Origin of the sequence: Embleya hyalina (assembly GCF_003967355.1) — a bacterium.
In the GTDB taxonomy this organism is placed as follows: Bacteria; Actinomycetota; Actinomycetes; order Streptomycetales; family Streptomycetaceae; genus Embleya; species Embleya hyalina.
Map to the genome: position 1 here is coordinate 169,379 of NZ_BIFH01000021.1, position 17,596 is coordinate 186,974.

The 17,596-nt window shown below is 72.2% G+C and carries 17 protein-coding genes; 10 read left to right on the forward strand and 7 right to left on the reverse strand.

Features of this window, described 5'->3' with window-relative positions; all coding sequences use genetic code 11:
• Nucleotides 1–69 precede the first annotated feature (69 nt).
• Nucleotides 70–1,020, forward strand: a complete 951-nt coding sequence (locus tag EMA17_RS21435; protein ID WP_126638695.1) for a TIGR01777 family oxidoreductase — start codon at nucleotides 70–72, stop codon at nucleotides 1,018–1,020.
• Between the two features lie 105 nt (nucleotides 1,021–1,125).
• On the opposite strand, the gene EMA17_RS21440 is transcribed toward EMA17_RS21435, so the two are convergent.
• Nucleotides 1,126–1,587 (reverse strand): MarR family winged helix-turn-helix transcriptional regulator, encoded by a 462-nt coding sequence (locus tag EMA17_RS21440; protein ID WP_160161489.1) that lies wholly within the window; start codon nucleotides 1,585–1,587, stop codon nucleotides 1,126–1,128.
• Nucleotides 1,588–1,639: 52 nt separating this feature from the next.
• On the opposite strand from EMA17_RS21440, the gene EMA17_RS21445 reads away from it, so the two are divergent.
• The 4 genes from EMA17_RS21445 (at nucleotide 1,640) to EMA17_RS21460 (ending at nucleotide 4,659) form a co-directional block, all read left to right on the forward strand.
• The gene (locus tag EMA17_RS21445) at nucleotides 1,640–2,368 is read left to right on the forward strand and encodes an SDR family NAD(P)-dependent oxidoreductase (RefSeq protein ID WP_160161490.1); all 729 of its coding nucleotides are present in this window, start codon (nucleotides 1,640–1,642) and stop codon (nucleotides 2,366–2,368) included.
• A 234-nt stretch (nucleotides 2,369–2,602) separates the two neighbouring features.
• The gene (locus tag EMA17_RS21450) at nucleotides 2,603–2,794 is read left to right on the forward strand and encodes a hypothetical protein (RefSeq protein ID WP_078981407.1); all 192 of its coding nucleotides are present in this window, start codon (nucleotides 2,603–2,605) and stop codon (nucleotides 2,792–2,794) included.
• A complete protein-coding gene (locus EMA17_RS21455) occupies nucleotides 2,787–3,758 on the forward strand; it encodes an MvdC/MvdD family ATP grasp protein (RefSeq protein WP_126638698.1) in 972 nt (323 codons plus the stop codon). The genes EMA17_RS21450 and EMA17_RS21455 overlap by 8 nt, the downstream gene beginning before the upstream one ends.
• An 85-nt stretch (nucleotides 3,759–3,843) precedes the next feature.
• On the forward strand, nucleotides 3,844–4,659 hold the full coding sequence (locus EMA17_RS21460) for a protein kinase family protein (RefSeq protein WP_126638699.1): 816 nt from the start codon (nucleotides 3,844–3,846) through the stop codon (nucleotides 4,657–4,659).
• A gap of 61 nt (nucleotides 4,660–4,720) precedes the next feature.
• Here the strand turns inward: EMA17_RS21460 and EMA17_RS21465 are convergent, their stop codons facing one another.
• From EMA17_RS21465 to EMA17_RS21475, 3 genes are all read right to left on the reverse strand, one after another.
• Nucleotides 4,721–5,497: a gamma-glutamyl-gamma-aminobutyrate hydrolase family protein gene (locus tag EMA17_RS21465; protein ID WP_126638700.1), complete on the reverse strand. Its 777-nt coding sequence runs from the start codon at nucleotides 5,495–5,497 to the stop codon at nucleotides 4,721–4,723.
• Between the two features lie 116 nt (nucleotides 5,498–5,613).
• Nucleotides 5,614–7,008, reverse strand: a complete 1,395-nt coding sequence (gene eat, locus EMA17_RS21470; RefSeq protein ID WP_126638833.1) for an ethanolamine permease — start codon at nucleotides 7,006–7,008, stop codon at nucleotides 5,614–5,616.
• 793 nt (nucleotides 7,009–7,801) lie between these two features.
• Nucleotides 7,802–8,545: a FadR/GntR family transcriptional regulator gene (locus EMA17_RS21475; protein ID WP_126638701.1), complete on the reverse strand. Its 744-nt coding sequence runs from the start codon at nucleotides 8,543–8,545 to the stop codon at nucleotides 7,802–7,804.
• Nucleotides 8,546–8,628: 83 nt separating this feature from the next.
• Between EMA17_RS21475 and EMA17_RS21480 the strand changes: the two genes are divergently transcribed.
• From EMA17_RS21480 to EMA17_RS21490, 3 genes are all read left to right on the forward strand, one after another.
• Nucleotides 8,629–9,996, forward strand: coding sequence for a glutamine synthetase family protein (locus tag EMA17_RS21480; protein WP_126638702.1), 1,368 nt, complete (start codon nucleotides 8,629–8,631; stop codon nucleotides 9,994–9,996).
• A gap of 71 nt (nucleotides 9,997–10,067) precedes the next feature.
• The gene (locus tag EMA17_RS21485; RefSeq protein WP_371863029.1) at nucleotides 10,068–11,420 is read left to right on the forward strand and encodes an aldehyde dehydrogenase family protein; all 1,353 of its coding nucleotides are present in this window, start codon (nucleotides 10,068–10,070) and stop codon (nucleotides 11,418–11,420) included.
• Nucleotides 11,421–12,206, forward strand: coding sequence for a 3-oxoacyl-ACP reductase (locus EMA17_RS21490; RefSeq protein ID WP_078981401.1), 786 nt, complete (start codon nucleotides 11,421–11,423; stop codon nucleotides 12,204–12,206).
• 75 nt (nucleotides 12,207–12,281) lie between these two features.
• Here the strand turns inward: EMA17_RS21490 and EMA17_RS21495 are convergent, their stop codons facing one another.
• From EMA17_RS21495 to EMA17_RS21505, 3 genes are all read right to left on the reverse strand, one after another.
• Nucleotides 12,282–13,070, reverse strand: a complete 789-nt coding sequence (locus EMA17_RS21495; RefSeq protein ID WP_126638704.1) for an IclR family transcriptional regulator — start codon at nucleotides 13,068–13,070, stop codon at nucleotides 12,282–12,284.
• A 164-nt stretch (nucleotides 13,071–13,234) separates the two neighbouring features.
• On the reverse strand, nucleotides 13,235–13,774 hold the full coding sequence (locus EMA17_RS21500; protein WP_126638705.1) for an anthrone oxygenase family protein: 540 nt from the start codon (nucleotides 13,772–13,774) through the stop codon (nucleotides 13,235–13,237).
• Between the two features lie 225 nt (nucleotides 13,775–13,999).
• A complete protein-coding gene (locus tag EMA17_RS21505; RefSeq protein WP_126638706.1) occupies nucleotides 14,000–15,001 on the reverse strand; it encodes a LacI family DNA-binding transcriptional regulator in 1,002 nt (333 codons plus the stop codon).
• Between the two features lie 458 nt (nucleotides 15,002–15,459).
• On the opposite strand from EMA17_RS21505, the gene EMA17_RS21510 reads away from it, so the two are divergent.
• Complete coding sequence (locus EMA17_RS21510; RefSeq protein WP_246126806.1) at nucleotides 15,460–16,593, forward strand: Gfo/Idh/MocA family protein; 1,134 nt, start codon at nucleotides 15,460–15,462, stop codon at nucleotides 16,591–16,593.
• Nucleotides 16,590–17,477 carry a TIM barrel protein gene (locus EMA17_RS21515; RefSeq protein ID WP_126638707.1) on the forward strand — a complete coding sequence of 296 codons (888 nt, stop codon included), beginning with the start codon at nucleotides 16,590–16,592 and terminating at the stop codon, nucleotides 17,475–17,477. Before EMA17_RS21510 ends, EMA17_RS21515 begins: the two co-directional genes overlap by 4 nt.
• The last annotated feature ends 119 nt before the right edge of the window (nucleotides 17,478–17,596 follow it).

Here is a 17,596-nt window from a genome sequence, read left to right on the forward strand (position 1 = left end):
GCCTCGGATCGTTTTTGAACATGTTCAACTTTTCCGACCAGAGTTGGCCCCTCGGATCGAGGGGGTTCGATGAAGGTGGTCATTCCCGGTGGCACCGGGCAGGTGGGTGGGATCCTGCGGCGGGCCCTGGCGGCCGCGGGACATGAGGTGACGGTGTTGTCCCGGCGGGCCGCGGGGGCGGGGGAGATTCGGTGGGACGGGGAGACGCTCGGGGACTGGGTCGAGGCCCTGGACGGTAGCGATGTGGTGATCAACCTGGCCGGGCGCAACGTCGGTTGCCGCTACAGCGACGCCAACCTGCAGGAGATGATGGACTCGCGGGTACGGTCCGCCCGGGTCGTCGGCGAGGCGATCGCGGCGGTGTCGCACCCGCCTCGGGTCTGGCTGCAGGCGAGTACCGCCACGATCTACGCGCACCGCTTCGACGCGGCCAACGACGAGACGACCGGCGTCATCGGCGGCGCCGAACCCGGGGTGCCGGATTACTGGGCGTTCAGCGTCGACATCGCCAAGTGCTGGGAGCGGGCCCAGGAGCAGGCGTACACCCCGCACACCCGCAAGGTGGCGTTGCGCTCGGCGATGGTGATGAGCCCCGATCGGGGCGGGGTGTTCGACGTACTGCTGTGGTTGGCCCGGCTCGGGCTCGGCGGGTCGGTCGGGGGCGGCGCGCAGTACGTGTCGTGGATCCACGAGCGGGACTTCGTGCGCGCCGTCGAGTTCCTGATCGAGCGGGACGACCTGGCCGGGCCGGTGAACCTCGCCGCGCCCGAGCCGCTGCCCCAGCGGTCCTTCATGCGGGCGTTGCGGGACGCGTGGGGGATGCCGATCGGGGTGCCGGCCACGAAGTGGATGGCCGAGATCGGCGCCTTCGCGCTGCGCGTCGACACCGAACTCCTCCTCAAGAGCCGCCGCGTCGTGCCCGCCCGCCTCCGGGCCGCCGGCTTCGCCTTCGACCACCCCACCTGGCCCGAAGCCGCCAGGACCCTGACCCACCAGGTCCGCACCACCCGTACCGGCTAGGGAACCGGTGTCCGGCGCATTCCGGAACGTCTCGGCAGGGGTGCCGGGGGAGCCCGCCGCGGGCTCGGCCGGACGGTCGGGAGGGTGGTGTGCGCGGCGCGCCCGTCAGGGCCGGTTCGGGGTGTGCGACGTCGCGGTCGGGGGATGGTCGGCAAGGAGCGCGGCGATGCGTACGAGCGCGTCCCGGTCCTGCGCCGTCAGGCGATCCAGGAGGTGTCTGCGCACCGCGCCGGCATGGACCGGTCGGGCCTGGTGGAGCATGGCGCGTCCGTGATCGGTGAGCACCACAGTGGTTCCGGTCGGTCCCTTCTCGCGCAGCACCAGGCCGCGTTCGGTCATGCGCGTCAACTGGTGGGACATCGCGCCCTTGGTCAGTTGCATGGACGCGGTCAGGGCCTGCTGGCCGAGGGCCCCGCCGTGGTCGTCGAGTCGGTAGACGACGCCGTAGTCGGCGCCGGACAAACCGGTACCGGCGGTGATGTCGGTGACGACCCTGCGGGTGACCACCATGCCCAGGGTCTTGCAGGCGTGCCACACCGCGAGGTCTTCGCTGCCGAGTGAATGCATGGGGCCAGCATAGGTTGCCATGGCAACCTCGTCCGTGATTCCCTTGGTTGCCATGACAACCACAGTGATCGTGACGGGCGGATCCGGCGGCATCGGCCGCGCGGCATGCCAACGTCTGGCGGGGCAGGGCTGGAACGTCGCCCTGGCCTATCACCGCGGCGCGCGACAGGCCGCCGAGATCGCGTCCGGGATCGAACGGGCGGGCGGATCGGTGCTCACCATCCGAGCCGACGTCACCCGACGACGCGAGGTGAGCGCCCTGTTCGACCGCACCTGCGAGACGTTCGGCCACGTCGACGCCCTGGTCGCGTGCGCCGGTACCAGTGTCGTCCGGTCCATCGCCGACAGCGACGACGACGTCGTCGCCGAGCAGATCAACGTCAACCTCCTCGGTACGCTGCACACGTTGCAGGAAGCGGCCACCCGCCTCCGCCCCGGCGGCGCCATCGTCACCGTCTCCTCCGCCGCCGTCCCGATCGGCATCCCGGGCTTCGGCGCGACCCTCGCGGCCAAGGCCGGCGTCGAAGCGCTGACCCGGGTGTCGGCCAAGGAACTGGGATCACGCGGCATCCGGGTCAACGCCGTGGCCCCGGGGCTGCTGGACACCCCGACATTCCGCGCGGGCAAGACCGAGCGGGACCTCCGGCGATTCGCGGCCCGGGTACCCCTGGGGCGCCTCGGCGACTTCCGGGAGGCCGCGGCGGCCATCGCCTACCTGCTCGGCCCCGACGCGTCCTGGGTCAACGCGCAGATCCTGCGCGTCAACGGCGGATATCCCTAGACCCGTCGACGACCGGATCCCGAACCCGCCCCGACCCCCCGGTCGTCCGCCGGATGTGTGTTCGATTCGGACATCGAGGGCAAACGACCGGAGCGTGGTCGAGTCGGTGCGCGGCCGAAGCGGGATCCCGGCCGGCTTCTTTGGCCGTGAGTGCAACTGATCGGGGCAGTCTCAGCGTTGATGAACATGACGCACCGTTTCGGGGCGTCGCACCATTCACAGTCAGGAGAGGCCATGACCGGTCCCTTGATCCTCGGCCGCAGGGCCCCGGTTCCCATGGGTGGGGCGCCCGTGTTGCCCCGTCACCACTACGACCCCGACCTGTGTGTCAACGTCACCGCGGGCGGGAAGCTGCTGATCCACGCCGTGAACTCCGGCACCTACACCGGCACGCAGGAACCCCGGGGTTACAAGAAGGATGACTGATCACGGCGCGGGCGTCGTGATCGTGGCCACCGAGGAGGATCTGACCGCCGACATGGTGGCGGCTCACCTCCTCGGCGGTCCGGCGGCCGTCCTGCGTCTGGATCCGGGGCGAATGCGCGAACGCCCGCTCGTCACCGGGCATTTCAGCGGCGGGCGCTGGCGCACGGTGTTGAGCTCCGGCACCGCGACGGTGACCCTGGACGAGCAGTGCGCCGTCTACTGGCGCAAGCCCACCCGCCCCGACACACTGGCCCCCGCCGAGGAGCGCTGGCGGGCGGACGAGAACACCACCGCGCTGCTCGGGCTGTTGCGCGCGCAGCCGCTGAAGGTGTGGATCGACGATCCCACCGTCGTCGAGGCCTCACGACACAAGCCCACCCAGCTGCGGGCCGCCGCGCGGCGCGGCTTCACCGTGCCCGACACGCTGTTCACCAGCGACCCCGAGGCCGCGCGCGCGTTCATCGCCGCGCATCGGGACAAGGCCGTGGTCAAGGCGTTGACCCAGCGGCACACCACGTTCATCCCCACCACGCGCATCCGGCTCTCCGACGACCTGTCCGGGATCGCCGGGACCCTGCACTACCTCCAAGCCCTGGTCGAGGACCGGCTGTTCGACGCGCGGGTGACGGTCGTCGACGACCGGGTCTTCGCCGCGGCGATCAGCACCGACGGCGAACTGGACTGGCGCGCCGTGCCCGCCGACGCGTGCGAGCACCGGGTGATCACCCCGCCGCCGGACCTGGCGCGGGCCTGCGTCGAACACGTCCGCGACCTCGGACTCACCTACGCCGCCCTGGACTTCGTGGTCACCGCCGCCGGGTGGACCTACCTGGAGACCAACTGCGTCGGCGAGTTCGGCTGGATCGAGAGCGCGACCGGTCTGCCGATCTCCGCCCGGATCGCACACACCCTGCGGCACGGCCGCAGCCGACCGGGCGACCCCCTCCGCGCCGTCTGCGGCTGAGCGCGCGCCCGCCGCGTGACCGGGCGACCCGCCGTCATCCCCCCATGCCGTCCACGGTGTCCCGGGCGCCTGCGAAGATCGGGGAATGGATCCGCTGCTCGCCGCCGCGCTGGACGCCCTCGGCATCGCCGACCGCCCGCGTCCGCTGACCGCGCACCACACCAATGCCTGGCGGGCGGGACAGTGGCGGATCAAGACCGCCGAGACCCCGGCGGAGGCCGTCCCGCTGCGCCACGAGGCGCGTGCGCTGACGCTGTTGCGCAAGCAGGGGCTGTATCCGGTCTCGGCCACCTACGGGCGGGTGGGCGCCGGACTGTGGACCGCGGTGGAGTGGCGGCCGGGGGTGACCCTGTGGCGGTGGTGCGCCTCCGCCCGACGCGGCGGACCCGGCCGGGCGCATCACCTGCCGGTCCTGGCGCACCGGGCGTTCGCGGGGCTGGCCCGGCTGCACGCGGCCGGGTGGCACCACGGCGACATCCAGCCGATGAACATCCTGGTCACCCCGGGCGGCGAGATCGAGTTCATCGACCACGACCTCGCCCAGCATCCCGAACTGCTCCCGCTGTCGGTGCCCTACCGGGGCGGTATGGACCTGACCACCGCGCCCGAGATAGCCAGGCGCCTCCTGGACACCGGGCCCGGCGAGCACATCGAGCTCAGCGACGCCGCCGAGGTGTACAGCCTCGGCGCCTCCTTCCGAGCCGCGTGGACCGGCCGCCCGCCCGCCACCGACCGGCAGGTCGGCGACGGGGTCCGGGCCGCCGACATATTGGAGGACATCGCCACCGGCCGGCGCCGCACCCCGCTGGTCGACGCCCGGCCGTGGCCGGACCCCGATCTGGAGTCGCTGATCGAGGCGACCATGTCCCTGGACCCGACCCGGCGCGCCAAGGGCGCGTGACGGCCACCGGGCGACCGGGAAGCACTCCCGGGGGCACGCCGTGCGGTGCCCGTGACGCCCGTCAGGCGACCGGGGAGGACATATCGGCGATCGCGGCGGTGTGCGGCGCCTCGGGCCGCTGTGCGGGTACCAGGTGCGGCCGGCGCGCGGCGGCGACCAGAGCGTCCGCGACGCGCGTGTCCCGGCCCGCCTCGGGGTGCCACTGCACGCCGAGCACGAACTTCTCGTTCGGAGCCTCCACGGCCTCCACGATGCCGTCCCGGGCCCGAGCGCACACCACGAGCCCGTCCCCGAGCCGGTCCACCGCCTGGTGGTGGAAGGTCGGCACCTCGTACGCCTCCACCCCCAGGGACCCGAACAGCGTCCCGGGGATCGGCTCCACCACGTGCGCGCCCATGATCCCGGGCGAACCGAAGTGTTCGCCCGGGCCGACCACGTCCGGCAGGTGTTGGATCAGCGTGCCGCCGAGCACCACGTTGAGCAGCTGCATGCCCCGGCAGATCGCCAGGAGCGGGGTGTTCGACGCGAGGGCCGCCTCGATCAGCGCGATCTCCCACAGGTCGCGCGAATCGTTGTGCGGGCCGCTCTCCGGGTGCGGCTGGGCACCGTAGCGCTGTGGCCGTACGTCCGGCCCGCCCGCGATCACCACCGCGTCCAGCCGCGCCACCGTCTCGACCGCCGCTTCGGGCTCGTCCGGCGGCAGCAGGACCGCCAGGGCGCCGGCGCGCCGGAAGTGGGACGGGTAGTCGGTCGGGACCAGGACGGCGGGCTGCCGCCACGCGCCCCATTGGGCGGATTCCTCGAGGTAGGTGGTGATACCGATGAAGGGCTTGGGCATGGTGGCGGCTGGGTTCCTCTCGGTGCGCGGCGGACGGGGCCGGGGTTCGGCGGGGTCGGGGAGGGGATCGGTCGGTACGGGCGGTCGGTGTGGGCGGGGACGGGCGGGCATCGGGGTCAGTCCCGGTCGAGTTCGGCCTCGGCCGCGGCCAGCGCCGCGAACTCCTCCTCCGGTGCGTTGGCCACCAGGCGATGGCGGCTGTACAGCGCGAAGTACGCGAGCGCGACCGCGTAGACACCCAACGCGATGAAGGCCGCCTCCTTGTCCACCAGGAATGTCGCGACCAGCGCGGAACAGGCGAGCACGAAGGCCACCGACGAGGTGAGACTGCCACCGGGAGTGCGGTACGGCCGGGGCAGCTCGGGCTCGCGACGACGGAGCACGATGTGCGACAGCGACATCAGCGCGTAGGAGATTGTCGCACCGAACACGGCGATATTCAGCATTCGAGCGCCGTCCCCGCTCCAGGCGGCCAGGGTGAAGCCCAGCGCACCCGGAACCACCAGGCCGAGCCAGGGCGCCTTGCGACGGCTGGTCAGGGACAGGAAGCGGGGCAGGTAGCCCGCCCGGGACAGGGCGAACAACTGCCGGGATCCGGCATAGATCAGGGAAAAGAACGAGGCTACCAGGCCGGCCAGACCCGCGTAGTTGACGAACCGGCTCAGCGCGGTCGGATCACCGCCGCCCTGGAGCGCGGTCACCAGCGGGTTGCCCGCGTCCAGGACCGCGTTCGACCCGTGCGCCCCGGTCGCGGCCAGGAAGGTGAGCACGGCCAGCAGCAGCAACACGCCGATCGACAGGCCCATCGCCTTGGGCAGGGTCCTGGCCGGATCCCTCGTCTCCTCGGCGGCCAGCGGCACCCCCTCCACACCCAGGAAGAACCACATCCCGAACGGGAACGCCGACCAGATGCCGAGCAGGCCGAACGGCAACCACGAGTTGGCGCCGAGCGCGTCGTGGTCGACCGGGATGTCGTTCAGCCCGTCGCCGTCGAACTCGGTGAACGCGCCGACCGCGAAGATCAGCAGCGCGGCCACCGCGATGCCGGTCACCACGAAGCTGAACCGCAGCGCCTCGCCGACACCCCACAGGTGGATGCCGATGAAGATCACGAAGCAGGCGAGGTAGACCGGCCACGACGACTCCAGGCCGAACAGGTTCAGCGACTCCACATAGTCGCCGATGAAGATCACGATCGCGGCCGGGGCCAGGACGTACTCGATCAGGATCGCGGTCCCGGTCAGGAAGCCGCCCCAGGTGCCGAGGGCGCGGCGCGCGAAGCCGTAGCCGCCGCCCGCGGCGGGCAGGATCGAGGCCAGCTCGGCCAGCGAGAACACCATGCACGTGTACATCAGGCCCATCAGCGCGGCGGCGATCGCCAGCCCGCCGAAGCCGGCCTCGGCCAGGCCGTAGTTCCACCCGGAGAAGTCGCCCGAGACCACGTAGGCCACACCCAGGCCGGTCAACAGCAGCCAGCCGGCGCTGCCGCGGCGCAGGGAGCGCTTCTCCAGGTAGGTGTCCGCCGTGCGGGCCGCGGCGGTCGTGGCGGTCGTGTCGGTGCCGCCGCCCTGCTTCGTGCGCGCTGGTATGTCGTCGACCACGAGCCACTCCTGACGGGAGGGAGGGTGAGGGGAGGGGATTATTGGTTCGAGCGCATACCTTTGCTCGTCGAGTCGGGGCGGCGCAAGACCCCTGGGCGAATCGATATCGACACGCGAAACGCCCGGCGGCCCCGGGAGGGGCGTCACGGGATGCCGCGGTGAGGGGTGGAGGGGCGCACGGGCGGGGCGTCACGGGATGCCGGGGCGAGGCGTCGAGGGGTGTGTGGTGGGGCGGCCGGGGCCGGGGTCGGGGGCGACGTGGTCGGGCGGGGAAGGACGTCACGTGTTCCGCGGTCACCCTCGACCACGCCGCCGGCCCGACCCTCGATCGGCCGGAGGCCGGTCGCCCCGGGCGGCCGTGTGCCGGGGCGGCCGGCCACGCTCGTTCGGGCCGCCGGCCGTCTCGGATCCGACCCCCGGGTCGGGCCGTCGGTCACCCGGCGAGGGTCGTCCGAGCAGACCGGTGGCCGGGGTCCAACCGGCCGGCCCCGGCGGGCGTCGTCCGAGTGGATCGGTGGCCGGGGTCGAGTCGGCCGGTCATCCGGCGGGGTCGTCCGAACGGATCGGAGGCCAGGTCGAACCGGCCGACTCCCGGCGAGGGTGGCCCGAGTGGGTCGGTGGTCAGGGGTGAGTCGGCCGGCTCCCGGCGGGGGCCTCCGAGTGGGTCGGTGGTCAGGGGTGAGTCGGTCGGTCGGGTCCTTGGTCAGGCCAGAAAACCGCGCAGCAGGGCTGCCGTTCCCGCGCAGTGTTCGCGCATCACCTCGGCCGCCGCGTCCGGGTCGCCCTCCAGGATCGCCTCGACCAGCGCGGTGTGCTGATGTTGCGAATGCTCCAGATTGCGCACCAGCAACGGGATACAGTCCAACAGATCGTTCACGGTGGCCCGGACCGCCGCGTACTGGGTGGCCAGCGAGGGCGAACCGCACAACTCCGCGAGGGTCAGATGCAGCAGCGTGTCGCAGCGTCGATATTCCGCGAGCGGCGCGTCCCGGGTCCGGTCGAGCGCCGCCCGCAACCGTGCGGCCCGCGCCTCGTCCAGGCCCTGCGCCGCGCACAATCCCGCCGCGCCCACCTCCAGCACCTCGCGAAAACGCAGCGTGTCCTCCACATCCACCCGCGCGATCCGCCGCCGCAGCTCGGCCGCCGATCCGTCGCCCACCGGCCCCGGACGCTCGCGCACGAAGGTGCCGCCGTAGCGTCCCCGACGGCTCTCCACGATGCCCTGATCCGCCAAGACCTTCAGCACCTCGCGCAGGGTCACCCGGCTGACCCCCAGCCGATCGGCCAGCTCGCGCTCGGCCGGCAGCCGGCCGCCGTCCGCGACCAGGCCGAGCCGGATCACCTGGAGAATCTGCTCCAGCGCCTCCTCGAAGCCGTTGCCCGCGCGAACCGGGCGCAGCAGCGGCGACAACCGGTCCCCGTGGTCCGCCCTCGATCCCTCGGCCACGATCCCTCCCCTCCAGCTCTTCCCAATCAATGGTTCACGGCCATACCTTATGGCTTCCGGTTGGACCGACAGGAGGCATTCCCTTGGCAGACCGAACGCCCCCGCTGTCCGTCGACGAACTGCGCGCACTCGTCGACACCGGGGAAATCGACACGGTAGTCCTGGCCTTCACCGACATGCAGGGCAGGCTCCAGGGCAAGCGCTTCGCCGCCCGGTTCTTCCTCGACGACACGCTCTCCCACGGCACCGAGGGCTGCAACTACCTCCTCGCCGTGGACACCGACATGAACACCGTCTCGGGCTACGCGATGTCGTCCTGGGAACGCGGCTACGGCGACTTCGTACTGCGCCCCGACCTCGCCACACTGCGCCGCACCCCCTGGCACCCGGGCACCGCGCAGCTGACCGCGGACCTCCTGTGGCACGACGGCTCCCCGGTCGTGGCCTCGCCGCGCCAGATCCTGCGCCGCCAACTCGACCGGCTCGCCGAACGCGGCTGGACCGCGCACGCCGGCACCGAACTCGAGTTCATCGTCTTCAAGGACACCTACGAAGCCGGCTGGGACCGCGCCTACCGCGACATGACGCCGGCCAACCAGTACAACGTCGACTACTCGATCCTGGGCACCGGCCGGGTCGAACCGCTGCTGCGCCGCATCCGCAACGAGATGGGCGCGGCCGGGATGACCGTCGAGTCGGCCAAGGGCGAATGCAACCTCGGCCAACACGAGATCGCCTTCCGCTACGACGAGGCACTGGTCACCTGCGACCAGCACACCGTCTACAAGACCGGGGCCAAGGAGATCGCCGCGCAGGAGGGCATGTCGCTCACCTTCATGGCCAAGTACGACGAGCGCGAGGGCAACTCGTGCCACATCCACCTGTCCCTGCGCGACGAGGCCGGCCGGCCCGTGCTCGCCGACGACGACGGCGCATACGGCATGTCGAAGACGATGCGGCACTTCCTGGCCGGACAATTGGCCGCGATGCGCGAGTTCACCCTGCTGTACGCCCCCAACATCAACTCGTACAAACGTTTCCGTCCCGGCTCGTTCGCGCCGACCGCCGTCGCGTGGGGCCCGGACAACCGCACGTGCGCGCTACGGGTGGTCGGGCACGGCCACGCGCACCGCTTCGAGAACCGCCTTCCGGGCGGCGACGTCAACCCGTACCTCGCGGTCGCGGGAATGATCGCCGCCGGGCTGTACGGCATCGAGCACGAGTTGGATCCGGGCGAGGCGTGTACGGGCAACGCCTATACGGGCGACGCGCCGCACGTACCGGGCACGTTGCGCGAGGCCGCCGAGTCGTGGGCGGGATCCACGATCGCCCGGGACGCCTTCGGCGCGGAGGTGGTGGAGCACTACCTCCACATGGCGCGGGTCGAACAGGACGCGTACGACACCGCGGTCACCGACTGGGAGCGCTTCCGCTCCTTCGAACGCATGTGAGGATCGGAACGTTGTCCGAACACCAGGCACCCGACGCACGATTCGCGCCGGACGGGCCGCACGAGCACGACATCATCGACCCGACCACCGAGGAGATCGTCGCCACCGTCGCGGCGACGTCCGCGGCCGAGGTGGACGCGGCGGTGGCCCGGGCCGGCCGGGCCGCGGAACAGTGGGCGGCCCGCGCTCCCGCCGACCGGGCCCGCCTGTTGCGCCGATTCGCCGTCGTGGTGGACGAACACCTGGAGGAACTGGCCCGATTGGAGGTCCGCGAGGCCGGCCACCCGATCGGCAACGCGCGTTGGGAGGCGGGCAACGTCCGCGACCTGCTCGACTACGCCGCGGGCGGAGCCGAGCGGCTGACCGGCCGGCAGATCCCGGTGGCCGGCGGCCTCGACGTCACCTTCCACGAACCGCTCGGCGTGGTCGCGGTGATCGCGCCGTGGAACTTCCCGATGCCGATCGCCGGCTGGGCCCTGGCCCCGGCGCTCGCGGCCGGCAACGCCGTCCTGCTCAAGCCCGCCGAGACCACCCCGCTGACCGCGCTGCGGCTGGCCGAACTGGGCCTGGCGGCGGGGCTTCCGGAGGGACTGTTCCAGGTGCTGCCGGGCGCGGGGCCGGTGACCGGTCGGGCCATGGTGGAGCACCCGGGCGTGGCCAAGGTGGTGTTCACCGGCTCCACGGCCGTGGGCAGGGACATCATGGCCCGCTGCGCCGCAGGGCTGAAGCGGATCACGCTCGAACTCGGTGGCAAGAGCCCGAACATCGTCTTCGCCGACGCGGACGTGGCGGCCGCCGCGGCCGCCGCCCCGGGCGGATTCCTGGACAACACCGGGCAGGACTGCTGTGCGCGCACTCGGATCCTGGTGCAGCGTCCGGTGTACGACCGGTTCCTGGAACTGCTCGAACCGGCGGTGCGGGCCTTCCGGGTCGGCGATCCGAACGATCCCGACACGCGGATGGGCCCGCTGATCTCCGCGGCCCACCGCGAGCGGGTGCGCTCATACGTGCGCGAGGACGCGCCGGCGGTGATCCGCGGCGAGGTGCCGGCCGGCAAGGGCTTCTGGTATCCGGCCACGGTGCTCGCTCCGGAGTCCGCGGCGGACCGTACCGCCGTCGAGGAGATCTTCGGCCCGGTGGCCGTCGTGTTGCCGTTCGAGGACGAGGCCGACGCGGTACGGCTCGCCAACGCCACCGCGTACGGCCTGTCCGGATCCCTGTGGACCCGCGACGTCGGGCGCGCGCTGCGCGTTTCGCGGGCCGTCCGGGCCGGGAACCTGTCGGTCAACTCGCACAGCAGTGTCCGGTATTCGACCCCCTTCGGCGGGTTCGGGCAATCGGGCCTGGGCCGCGAACTGGGCCCGGACGCCCTGGTCGCCTTCACCGAGACGAAGAACGTGTTCATCAGCACCGAGGAGAACTAAGTGACCGAGCAGACCCCCGTGTGCCGCCGCCTGGTCGGCCGTACCGCCGTCGTCACCGGAGCGGGCAGCGGAATCGGCCTGGCCACCGCCCGGCGACTGGCCTCCGAGGGCGCCAACGTGGTGTGCGCCGACATCGACGAGGCGTCGGGCAAGGCCGCCGCCGCCGAGGTGGGCGGCCTGTTCGTCCGGGTCGACGTGACGAACGAGGAACAGGTCGAGGCGCTGTTCAAGGCCGCGTTCGACGCCTACGGCTCGGTGGACGTCGCGTTCAACAACGCCGGCATCTCGCCGCCCGACGACGACTCGATCCTGACCACCGGCCTGGACGCCTGGCGCCGGGTTCAGGAGGTCAACCTGACCTCGGTGTTCCTGTGCTGCAAGGCCGCGTTGCCGTACATGCGCCGGCAGGGCCGCGGTTCGATCATCAACACCGCGTCGTTCGTCGCGGTGATGGGCGCGGCGACCTCGCAGATCTCCTACACCGCGTCCAAGGGCGGCGTGCTCGCGATGTCGCGCGAGTTGGGCGTGCAGTTCGCGCGCGAAGGCATCCGGGTCAACGCGCTGTGCCCGGGACCGGTGAACACCCCGCTGCTGAAGGAGTTGTTCGCCAAGGACCCCGAGCGCGCCGCGCGCCGCCTGGTGCACATCCCGGTGGGCCGGTTCGCCGAGCCCGAGGAACTGGCCGCCGCGGTCGCGTTCCTGGCCAGCGACGACGCGTCGTTCGTGAACGCGGCCGAGTTCCTGGTCGACGGCGGCATCGCGGGGGCGTACGTCACCCCGATGTAGCCCCGGCCACACGCGGGTTCGCCGCCGCCGACCGTTCGCGCCGTACGCTCACGGTCGGCGGCGGCATGTCGCACGTCAGCGTGCGATCGTCGCGATCTCCGCGAAGGGCGCGGCGTGGGTGGCCGCGAACGCCCGGTCGATTTCGAGGGCGGCGGACCGCAGCGGGCGGGCCGCGCGTTGTGCGTCGAAGGAACCGATGCGACCGGTGATACCGATCATCCCGACCAACTCGCCGTCGGGAGCGTGCAGTCCGGTGGCCACACAGGAGTAGCCGAGCAGGCACTGCTCCTGCTCGATCGCGGTCCCGGTGTCCCGGACCGTGTCGACCGCGGCGTCGAGCCGCGCCCACGAACCGGCGGCGTACCGGGTGAGCGGAGCCGGCGGGCGGGCGCGCAGGTGCTCGGCCAGTTCCGGCCGACTCGCCATCAGCACCCGGCCGACGGCGGTGTTCGGGAAGGCGGCGCTGTCGATCGGCAGCGGCCAGCCGCCGCGCCGCACGTCCTGGGCCCGGTTGGCGCCGAACGCGGTGCCCACCAGGGTCAGGGCGGTCTCGGTGAACGTGGTGATCCAGACGATCTCCCCGGTGCGGGCGAAGAGATCCTGGACATGGGGAGTGCCGATGCGATGCAGGCCCTGCTGCGCCGCGGCACGCATGCCCAGATCCAGTAATCGGCTGCCGAGCCGATAACGGTGGCCGCAACGGTCCAACAATCTGCGGCGGACCAGGTCGTGTGCGATGCGTCGCACGGTCGGTTTGGGAATCGTGGTACGGCGGGTCAGTTCGGCCAGCGAAGCGGGGGTGCGCTGGGCGGCGACCGCGTCGAGTACCGCGATGACACGTCCGGTGACGGTGTGATCGTCCATTGGCCCACTATGACCGCGCTTCGTCGTTGCCGCTCGGGTACCGGGGTCACTCAGTGACCCGTCCGGCCGGTGTCCGAACACAGCGGGCCACACACTGCTTTCGTGGGCCGTCGCCGCACCGTGCGGGGGCGGGAGCCCTCGGCGGTGCCGCGCCGGGGTCGAGCTCAGACGCGGTTGCGGCGGTGCAGGCGCACGGCCTTGACCATGGCGAGGGCGGCGGCGGTGGAGAGGGCGGCGCGGATGCCGTTCCAGATGTTCCAGGTGGTCTCGAAGTCGGTGCGGGTTGTGGTGGGGTCGGTGGTGCCGGCGTGGGCGAGCATCTGGTTGAGGGGGACGTTGATGCCGGAGGTGGTCAGGACGGTGGTGGTGTAGAGGGCGAGGGCGGCGAGGGCCCACTTCATGGCGGTGCCGCCGCCGAGTCGGCGGAGTTTCCAGGCGGCGACGGCGGGGGCGGCCATGGCGGCGGTGAAGACGGCGAAGAACAGGGGGTTCTCGATGCCGGTGTTGATGTCCCGCATGGTGGTCACGAAGTCGGCGTCGTCCTTGGTGCCGAGCCAGGGCATCACGGCCGCGGAGAAGGCGACGTAGGTGCCGGCCATCAGGGTGTTGGCGACGGCGCCGGCGGTGAGCCAGCGGCCGACGGCGGTGCGGGTGCGGGCCGTGGCGGTCGAGCCGGCGGCGAGGGTGTGGTCGATGGCGGCCATGGTGAACTCCCTGGTGGCGAGGCGGTGTCGGGTGTCGGGACGCCGGCTTTCGCGGTGCTCCGCGCTGCCGTTCCTTCCGACACCTCAAGATTCGCGGCTGCGCCGCCCCCGAACAACGATCGATCCCGGAACCGGGGTTAACCCAGGGGTTATCGATGCGGCCGAGGGCCGGGGCGTGGCCGAACGGCACCAGGCCCGACCCGGGAAGCCGTACCCCGTGTGTGCTCAGCTCCTCGGCGCGCCGGTGCTGGTGCGGACGACCAGTTCGGGGTGCAGCAGGTGGCGGGCGGCCCGGGTGCGTTCGCCGCGCAGGCGTTGGAGCAGGGTCTCGGTGGCGAGCCGGCCCATCTCCTCCCTCGGCTGGTTGATCGTGGTCAGCCCGATGTGCCGGAGCCCGGCCAGGTGGGTGTTGTCGTAGCCGATCACCGACACGTCCTGGGGCACCCGGACGCCCGCCTCGGACAACTCGCCGATGATGCCGACCGCGTTGAAGTCGTTGGCCGCGACGATCGCGGTCGGGAGCGTGTCGCCGGCCAGGAGGGCGCGGGCGGCCTCGGCCCCGCCGATGTCGGTGTACTCGCTCGGCACCACGCGCAGATGGCGGGACAACGCCAGTCGCCGCATCGCCTGTTCGTAGCCCCGGCGACGGACCGACGACTGCGAGCCGCCACCGCCGTCCACGTGCACGATGTCGCGGTGGCCGAGCGCGGCCAGATGCTCGACGGCCAGCGCCGATCCGGTGGCACCGTCGTCGTTGACCGTGTCCACGTGCCCCGCCCGGACGCTGCGGGCGACCAGGACGGTGGGCACCTGGGAGGCGGCCTCCTCGATCGCCGCGGTCTCCACCACGGGGCCGAGCAGGAGCAGGCCGGCCGGGCGGAACTGGAGCAGGCGCTCGACGCTGCGGCGCTCGTGCGCGGGTCGGCGGCCACCGGTGCCCAGGATGATCTCCATGCCGTTGTCGTGCGCGGCGGCCTCGACGCCGTCGACCACCTCGGCGAAGTACGGGTTGTGCAGGTCGGAGATCATCACGCCGAGCGTGCCGCTGTTGCCCGTGGCCAGCGTGCGGGCGTTGAGGTTGGGGCGGTAGCCCAACTCGCGGGCGGCGGCGAGCACGGCCCGGCGCCGGCCCTCGCTGACCTTGGGCGAGTCGCGCATCACCAACGACACGAGGGAGCGGGAGACCCCGGCGCGGGCGGCGACGTCCTCGAGGGTGGGACCGGACACTGATGCTCACCTTTCTCCCGGATGCGGCGTCGTCGATCCGACGGCGCGCCGTCGGCCGGCTTGTGGCGTCGACGCGTGGCGACGACTCGACGACGTCGACGTCACGATGGGAGCGCGACCCGCACAACCGCGCCCCGTCCACCCGGCGTCCGAACCTCGGCGCCGTGATCCCCACGATCCCCACACGGCCGGGCCCGGCCACACCGGGACCCGCGACCGACAACCTGAACCGAAGATACACGCTTGGAGCGCTCCAATGAATGGAGCGCTCCACTCCGATCGGGCCCGGGCCGCCGCGACCGACCCGACGAATGGCTGTAATGCCCACCGATCCGGGTGTGTCGACGACGTTCGGTCAACGTGGCGGGTGACCCTTGACATGCTCGGACGGCGAGTATCAGTCTTGGGGCGTTCTCGGATTGGAGCGCTCCAAATAGTGGAACGCGCCAACACACGGAGTGCTCCGACGCACGGATCGCTCCGTCGGGCGGACCCGGGGAGGCTCCTCGATCGGCTCGACTGCCAAGTTCCACCTGCCCACTGGAGAAATGAATCTGATGCGTATCGGAGTCGCAGGCGTGGGGCGGATCGGCGCGATGCACGCGCGCAACCTCACCGACCTGGAGACGGTCGACAAGCTCGTCCTGTTCGATCCCCAACCGGGACGCGCGGACACCCTCGCCCGGGAGATCGGCGCCGAGGCGGTCGCCGACCTCGACACCCTGCTCCGCGAGGTGGACGGGGTCGTGGTGGCCACGCCCACCGACACCCACCCGGAGATGGTGCGGCGCACCGTCGCCGCCGGCGTCCCGACGCTGTGCGAGAAGCCGATCGCCTCGGACGTGCCGGCGATGCGCGCGCTGATCGCCGAGGTGGAGGCGAGCGGGGTCCCGGTGCTGGTCGGCTTCCAGCGCCGGTTCGACCCGGCGGTGGTCGAGTTGAAGCGACGCCTGGACGCGGGTGAGACGGGTACGCCGTACCTGGTCCGCGCGGTCGGTCAGGATGCCGCGCCGCCCGACTTCGGCTACCTGCCCGCGTCCGGCGGGATCTTCCGCGACCTGCTGATCCACGACCTGGACGCGGTGCCGTGGCTGATCGGCGAACCCGTGGTCGAGGTGTACGCCAGTGGATCGGTGCTGGTCGACCAGGCGTTCGCGGACGCCGACGACGTGGACAACGCGGTCGTCGTGCTGCGCTTCGCCGGCGGGGCGCACGCGGTGCTCACCGGCGGGCGGCACGACCCGGCGGGATACGACCACCGGATCGAGGTACTGGGCTCGGTCCAGTCGCTCGCGGTGGGTCTGGACCCGCGCACCCCGCTGACCTCCCTGGAGGAGGGCGGACCGCAGGCCGGGCCGGACGCCTATCCGGGCTTCCCGGAGCGCTTCGCCCGGGCGTACGGCAACGAGATGCGGGTGTTCGTCGAGGTGGTCGCCGGACGGATGGCCAACCCGTCGCCGGTGCGCGACTCGCTGGGCAGCCTGATCCTGGCCGAGGCCTGCGAGCGGTCGCGGCGCGAGGGGCGCCCGGTGGTCCCGGAGCCGTCGGCCGGCGGCCCGGCGGTGACGGCGGTCGGGGAGGCGTCGTCGTGAGCGCCCCCGCGGGAGCCGACCTGCGGCTCGCGGGCGCGCCGATCACGTGGGGGGTGTGCGAGGTGCCCGGCTGGGGCCCGATGCTCCCGGTGGACACCGTGCTCGGCGAGATGGCCGAACTCGGCCTGACCGCGACCGAACTGGGCCCGCCCGGCTACCTGCCGGACGACCCCGCCGCGCTCAAGGGCGTGTTGGCCGGCCACGGCCTGACCCTGGTCGGTTCGTTCGCCGCCCTCGTCCTGCACGACCCGCACCGCCTGGCGCGGACGCTGACCGCCGCCGCACACACCGCCGAACTGATCGCCGCGGCCGGCGGCGAGGTATTGGTGCTGGCCGCCGCCACCGGTCTGGACGGCTACGACACCCGACCGGGGTTGTCCGACGCGGAGTGGGGGCAACTGATCGCCACCGCCGAGGAGATCGGCCGGATCGCGGCCGGTCGCGGCCTGCGCGCCACGCTGCACCCGCACGTCGGCACCCACGTGGAGAACGCGGCGGAGGTCGAACGTTTCCTCCGGGACAGCACCCTGCCGCTGTGCCTGGACACCGGCCACCTGCTGATCGGCGGCACCGACCCGCTCGACCTGGTCCGCCGGCACCCCGACCGGATCGGGCACGTGCACCTGAAGGACGTGCACGCGGACACCGCCGCGCTGGTGCGGTCCGGCGCGCTGACCTACGCCGAGGCGGTCGGCCGCGGCATATACCGCCCGATCGGCGAGGGCGACGTCCCGGTCGCCGAGATAGTGGCGACGCTGCGCGCGGCGGGCTATCGGAACTGGTACGTCCTCGAACAGGACATGCGCCTCGGCGACGACCCGGCCGACGCGGACCTGCCGCGCCGGGACACCGCGCGCGGCCTGGCCCACCTGCGCGGCGACTGACCGGTGGGCGCCGGGCGCGGCGCGGTGGGCGGATTCGCTCGCCCCGTCGGGGTACGACACACCTACCGGGCCGGGCGTCCGGCACGCCGCGCACGGTACCCACGCCGCACACATCACGC

Excerpts from the sequence above, each read along its gene's own strand:
- EMA17_RS21435 (WP_126638695.1), top strand. The coding sequence starts at position 70 with ATGAAGGTGGTCATTCCCGGTGGCACCGGGCAGGTGGGTGGGATCCTG.
- EMA17_RS21440 (WP_160161489.1), bottom strand. The coding sequence starts at position 1,587 with ATGCATTCACTCGGCAGCGAAGACCTCGCGGTGTGGCACGCCTGCAAG.
- EMA17_RS21445 (WP_160161490.1), top strand. The coding sequence starts at position 1,640 with ATGACAACCACAGTGATCGTGACGGGCGGATCCGGCGGCATCGGCCGC.
- EMA17_RS21450 (WP_078981407.1), top strand. The coding sequence starts at position 2,603 with ATGACCGGTCCCTTGATCCTCGGCCGCAGGGCCCCGGTTCCCATGGGT.
- EMA17_RS21455 (WP_126638698.1), top strand. The coding sequence starts at position 2,787 with ATGACTGATCACGGCGCGGGCGTCGTGATCGTGGCCACCGAGGAGGAT.
- EMA17_RS21460 (WP_126638699.1), top strand. The coding sequence starts at position 3,844 with ATGGATCCGCTGCTCGCCGCCGCGCTGGACGCCCTCGGCATCGCCGAC.
- EMA17_RS21465 (WP_126638700.1), bottom strand. The coding sequence starts at position 5,497 with ATGCCCAAGCCCTTCATCGGTATCACCACCTACCTCGAGGAATCCGCC.
- EMA17_RS21495 (WP_126638704.1), bottom strand. The coding sequence starts at position 13,070 with ATGGACGATCACACCGTCACCGGACGTGTCATCGCGGTACTCGACGCG.
- EMA17_RS21500 (WP_126638705.1), bottom strand. The coding sequence starts at position 13,774 with ATGGCCGCCATCGACCACACCCTCGCCGCCGGCTCGACCGCCACGGCC.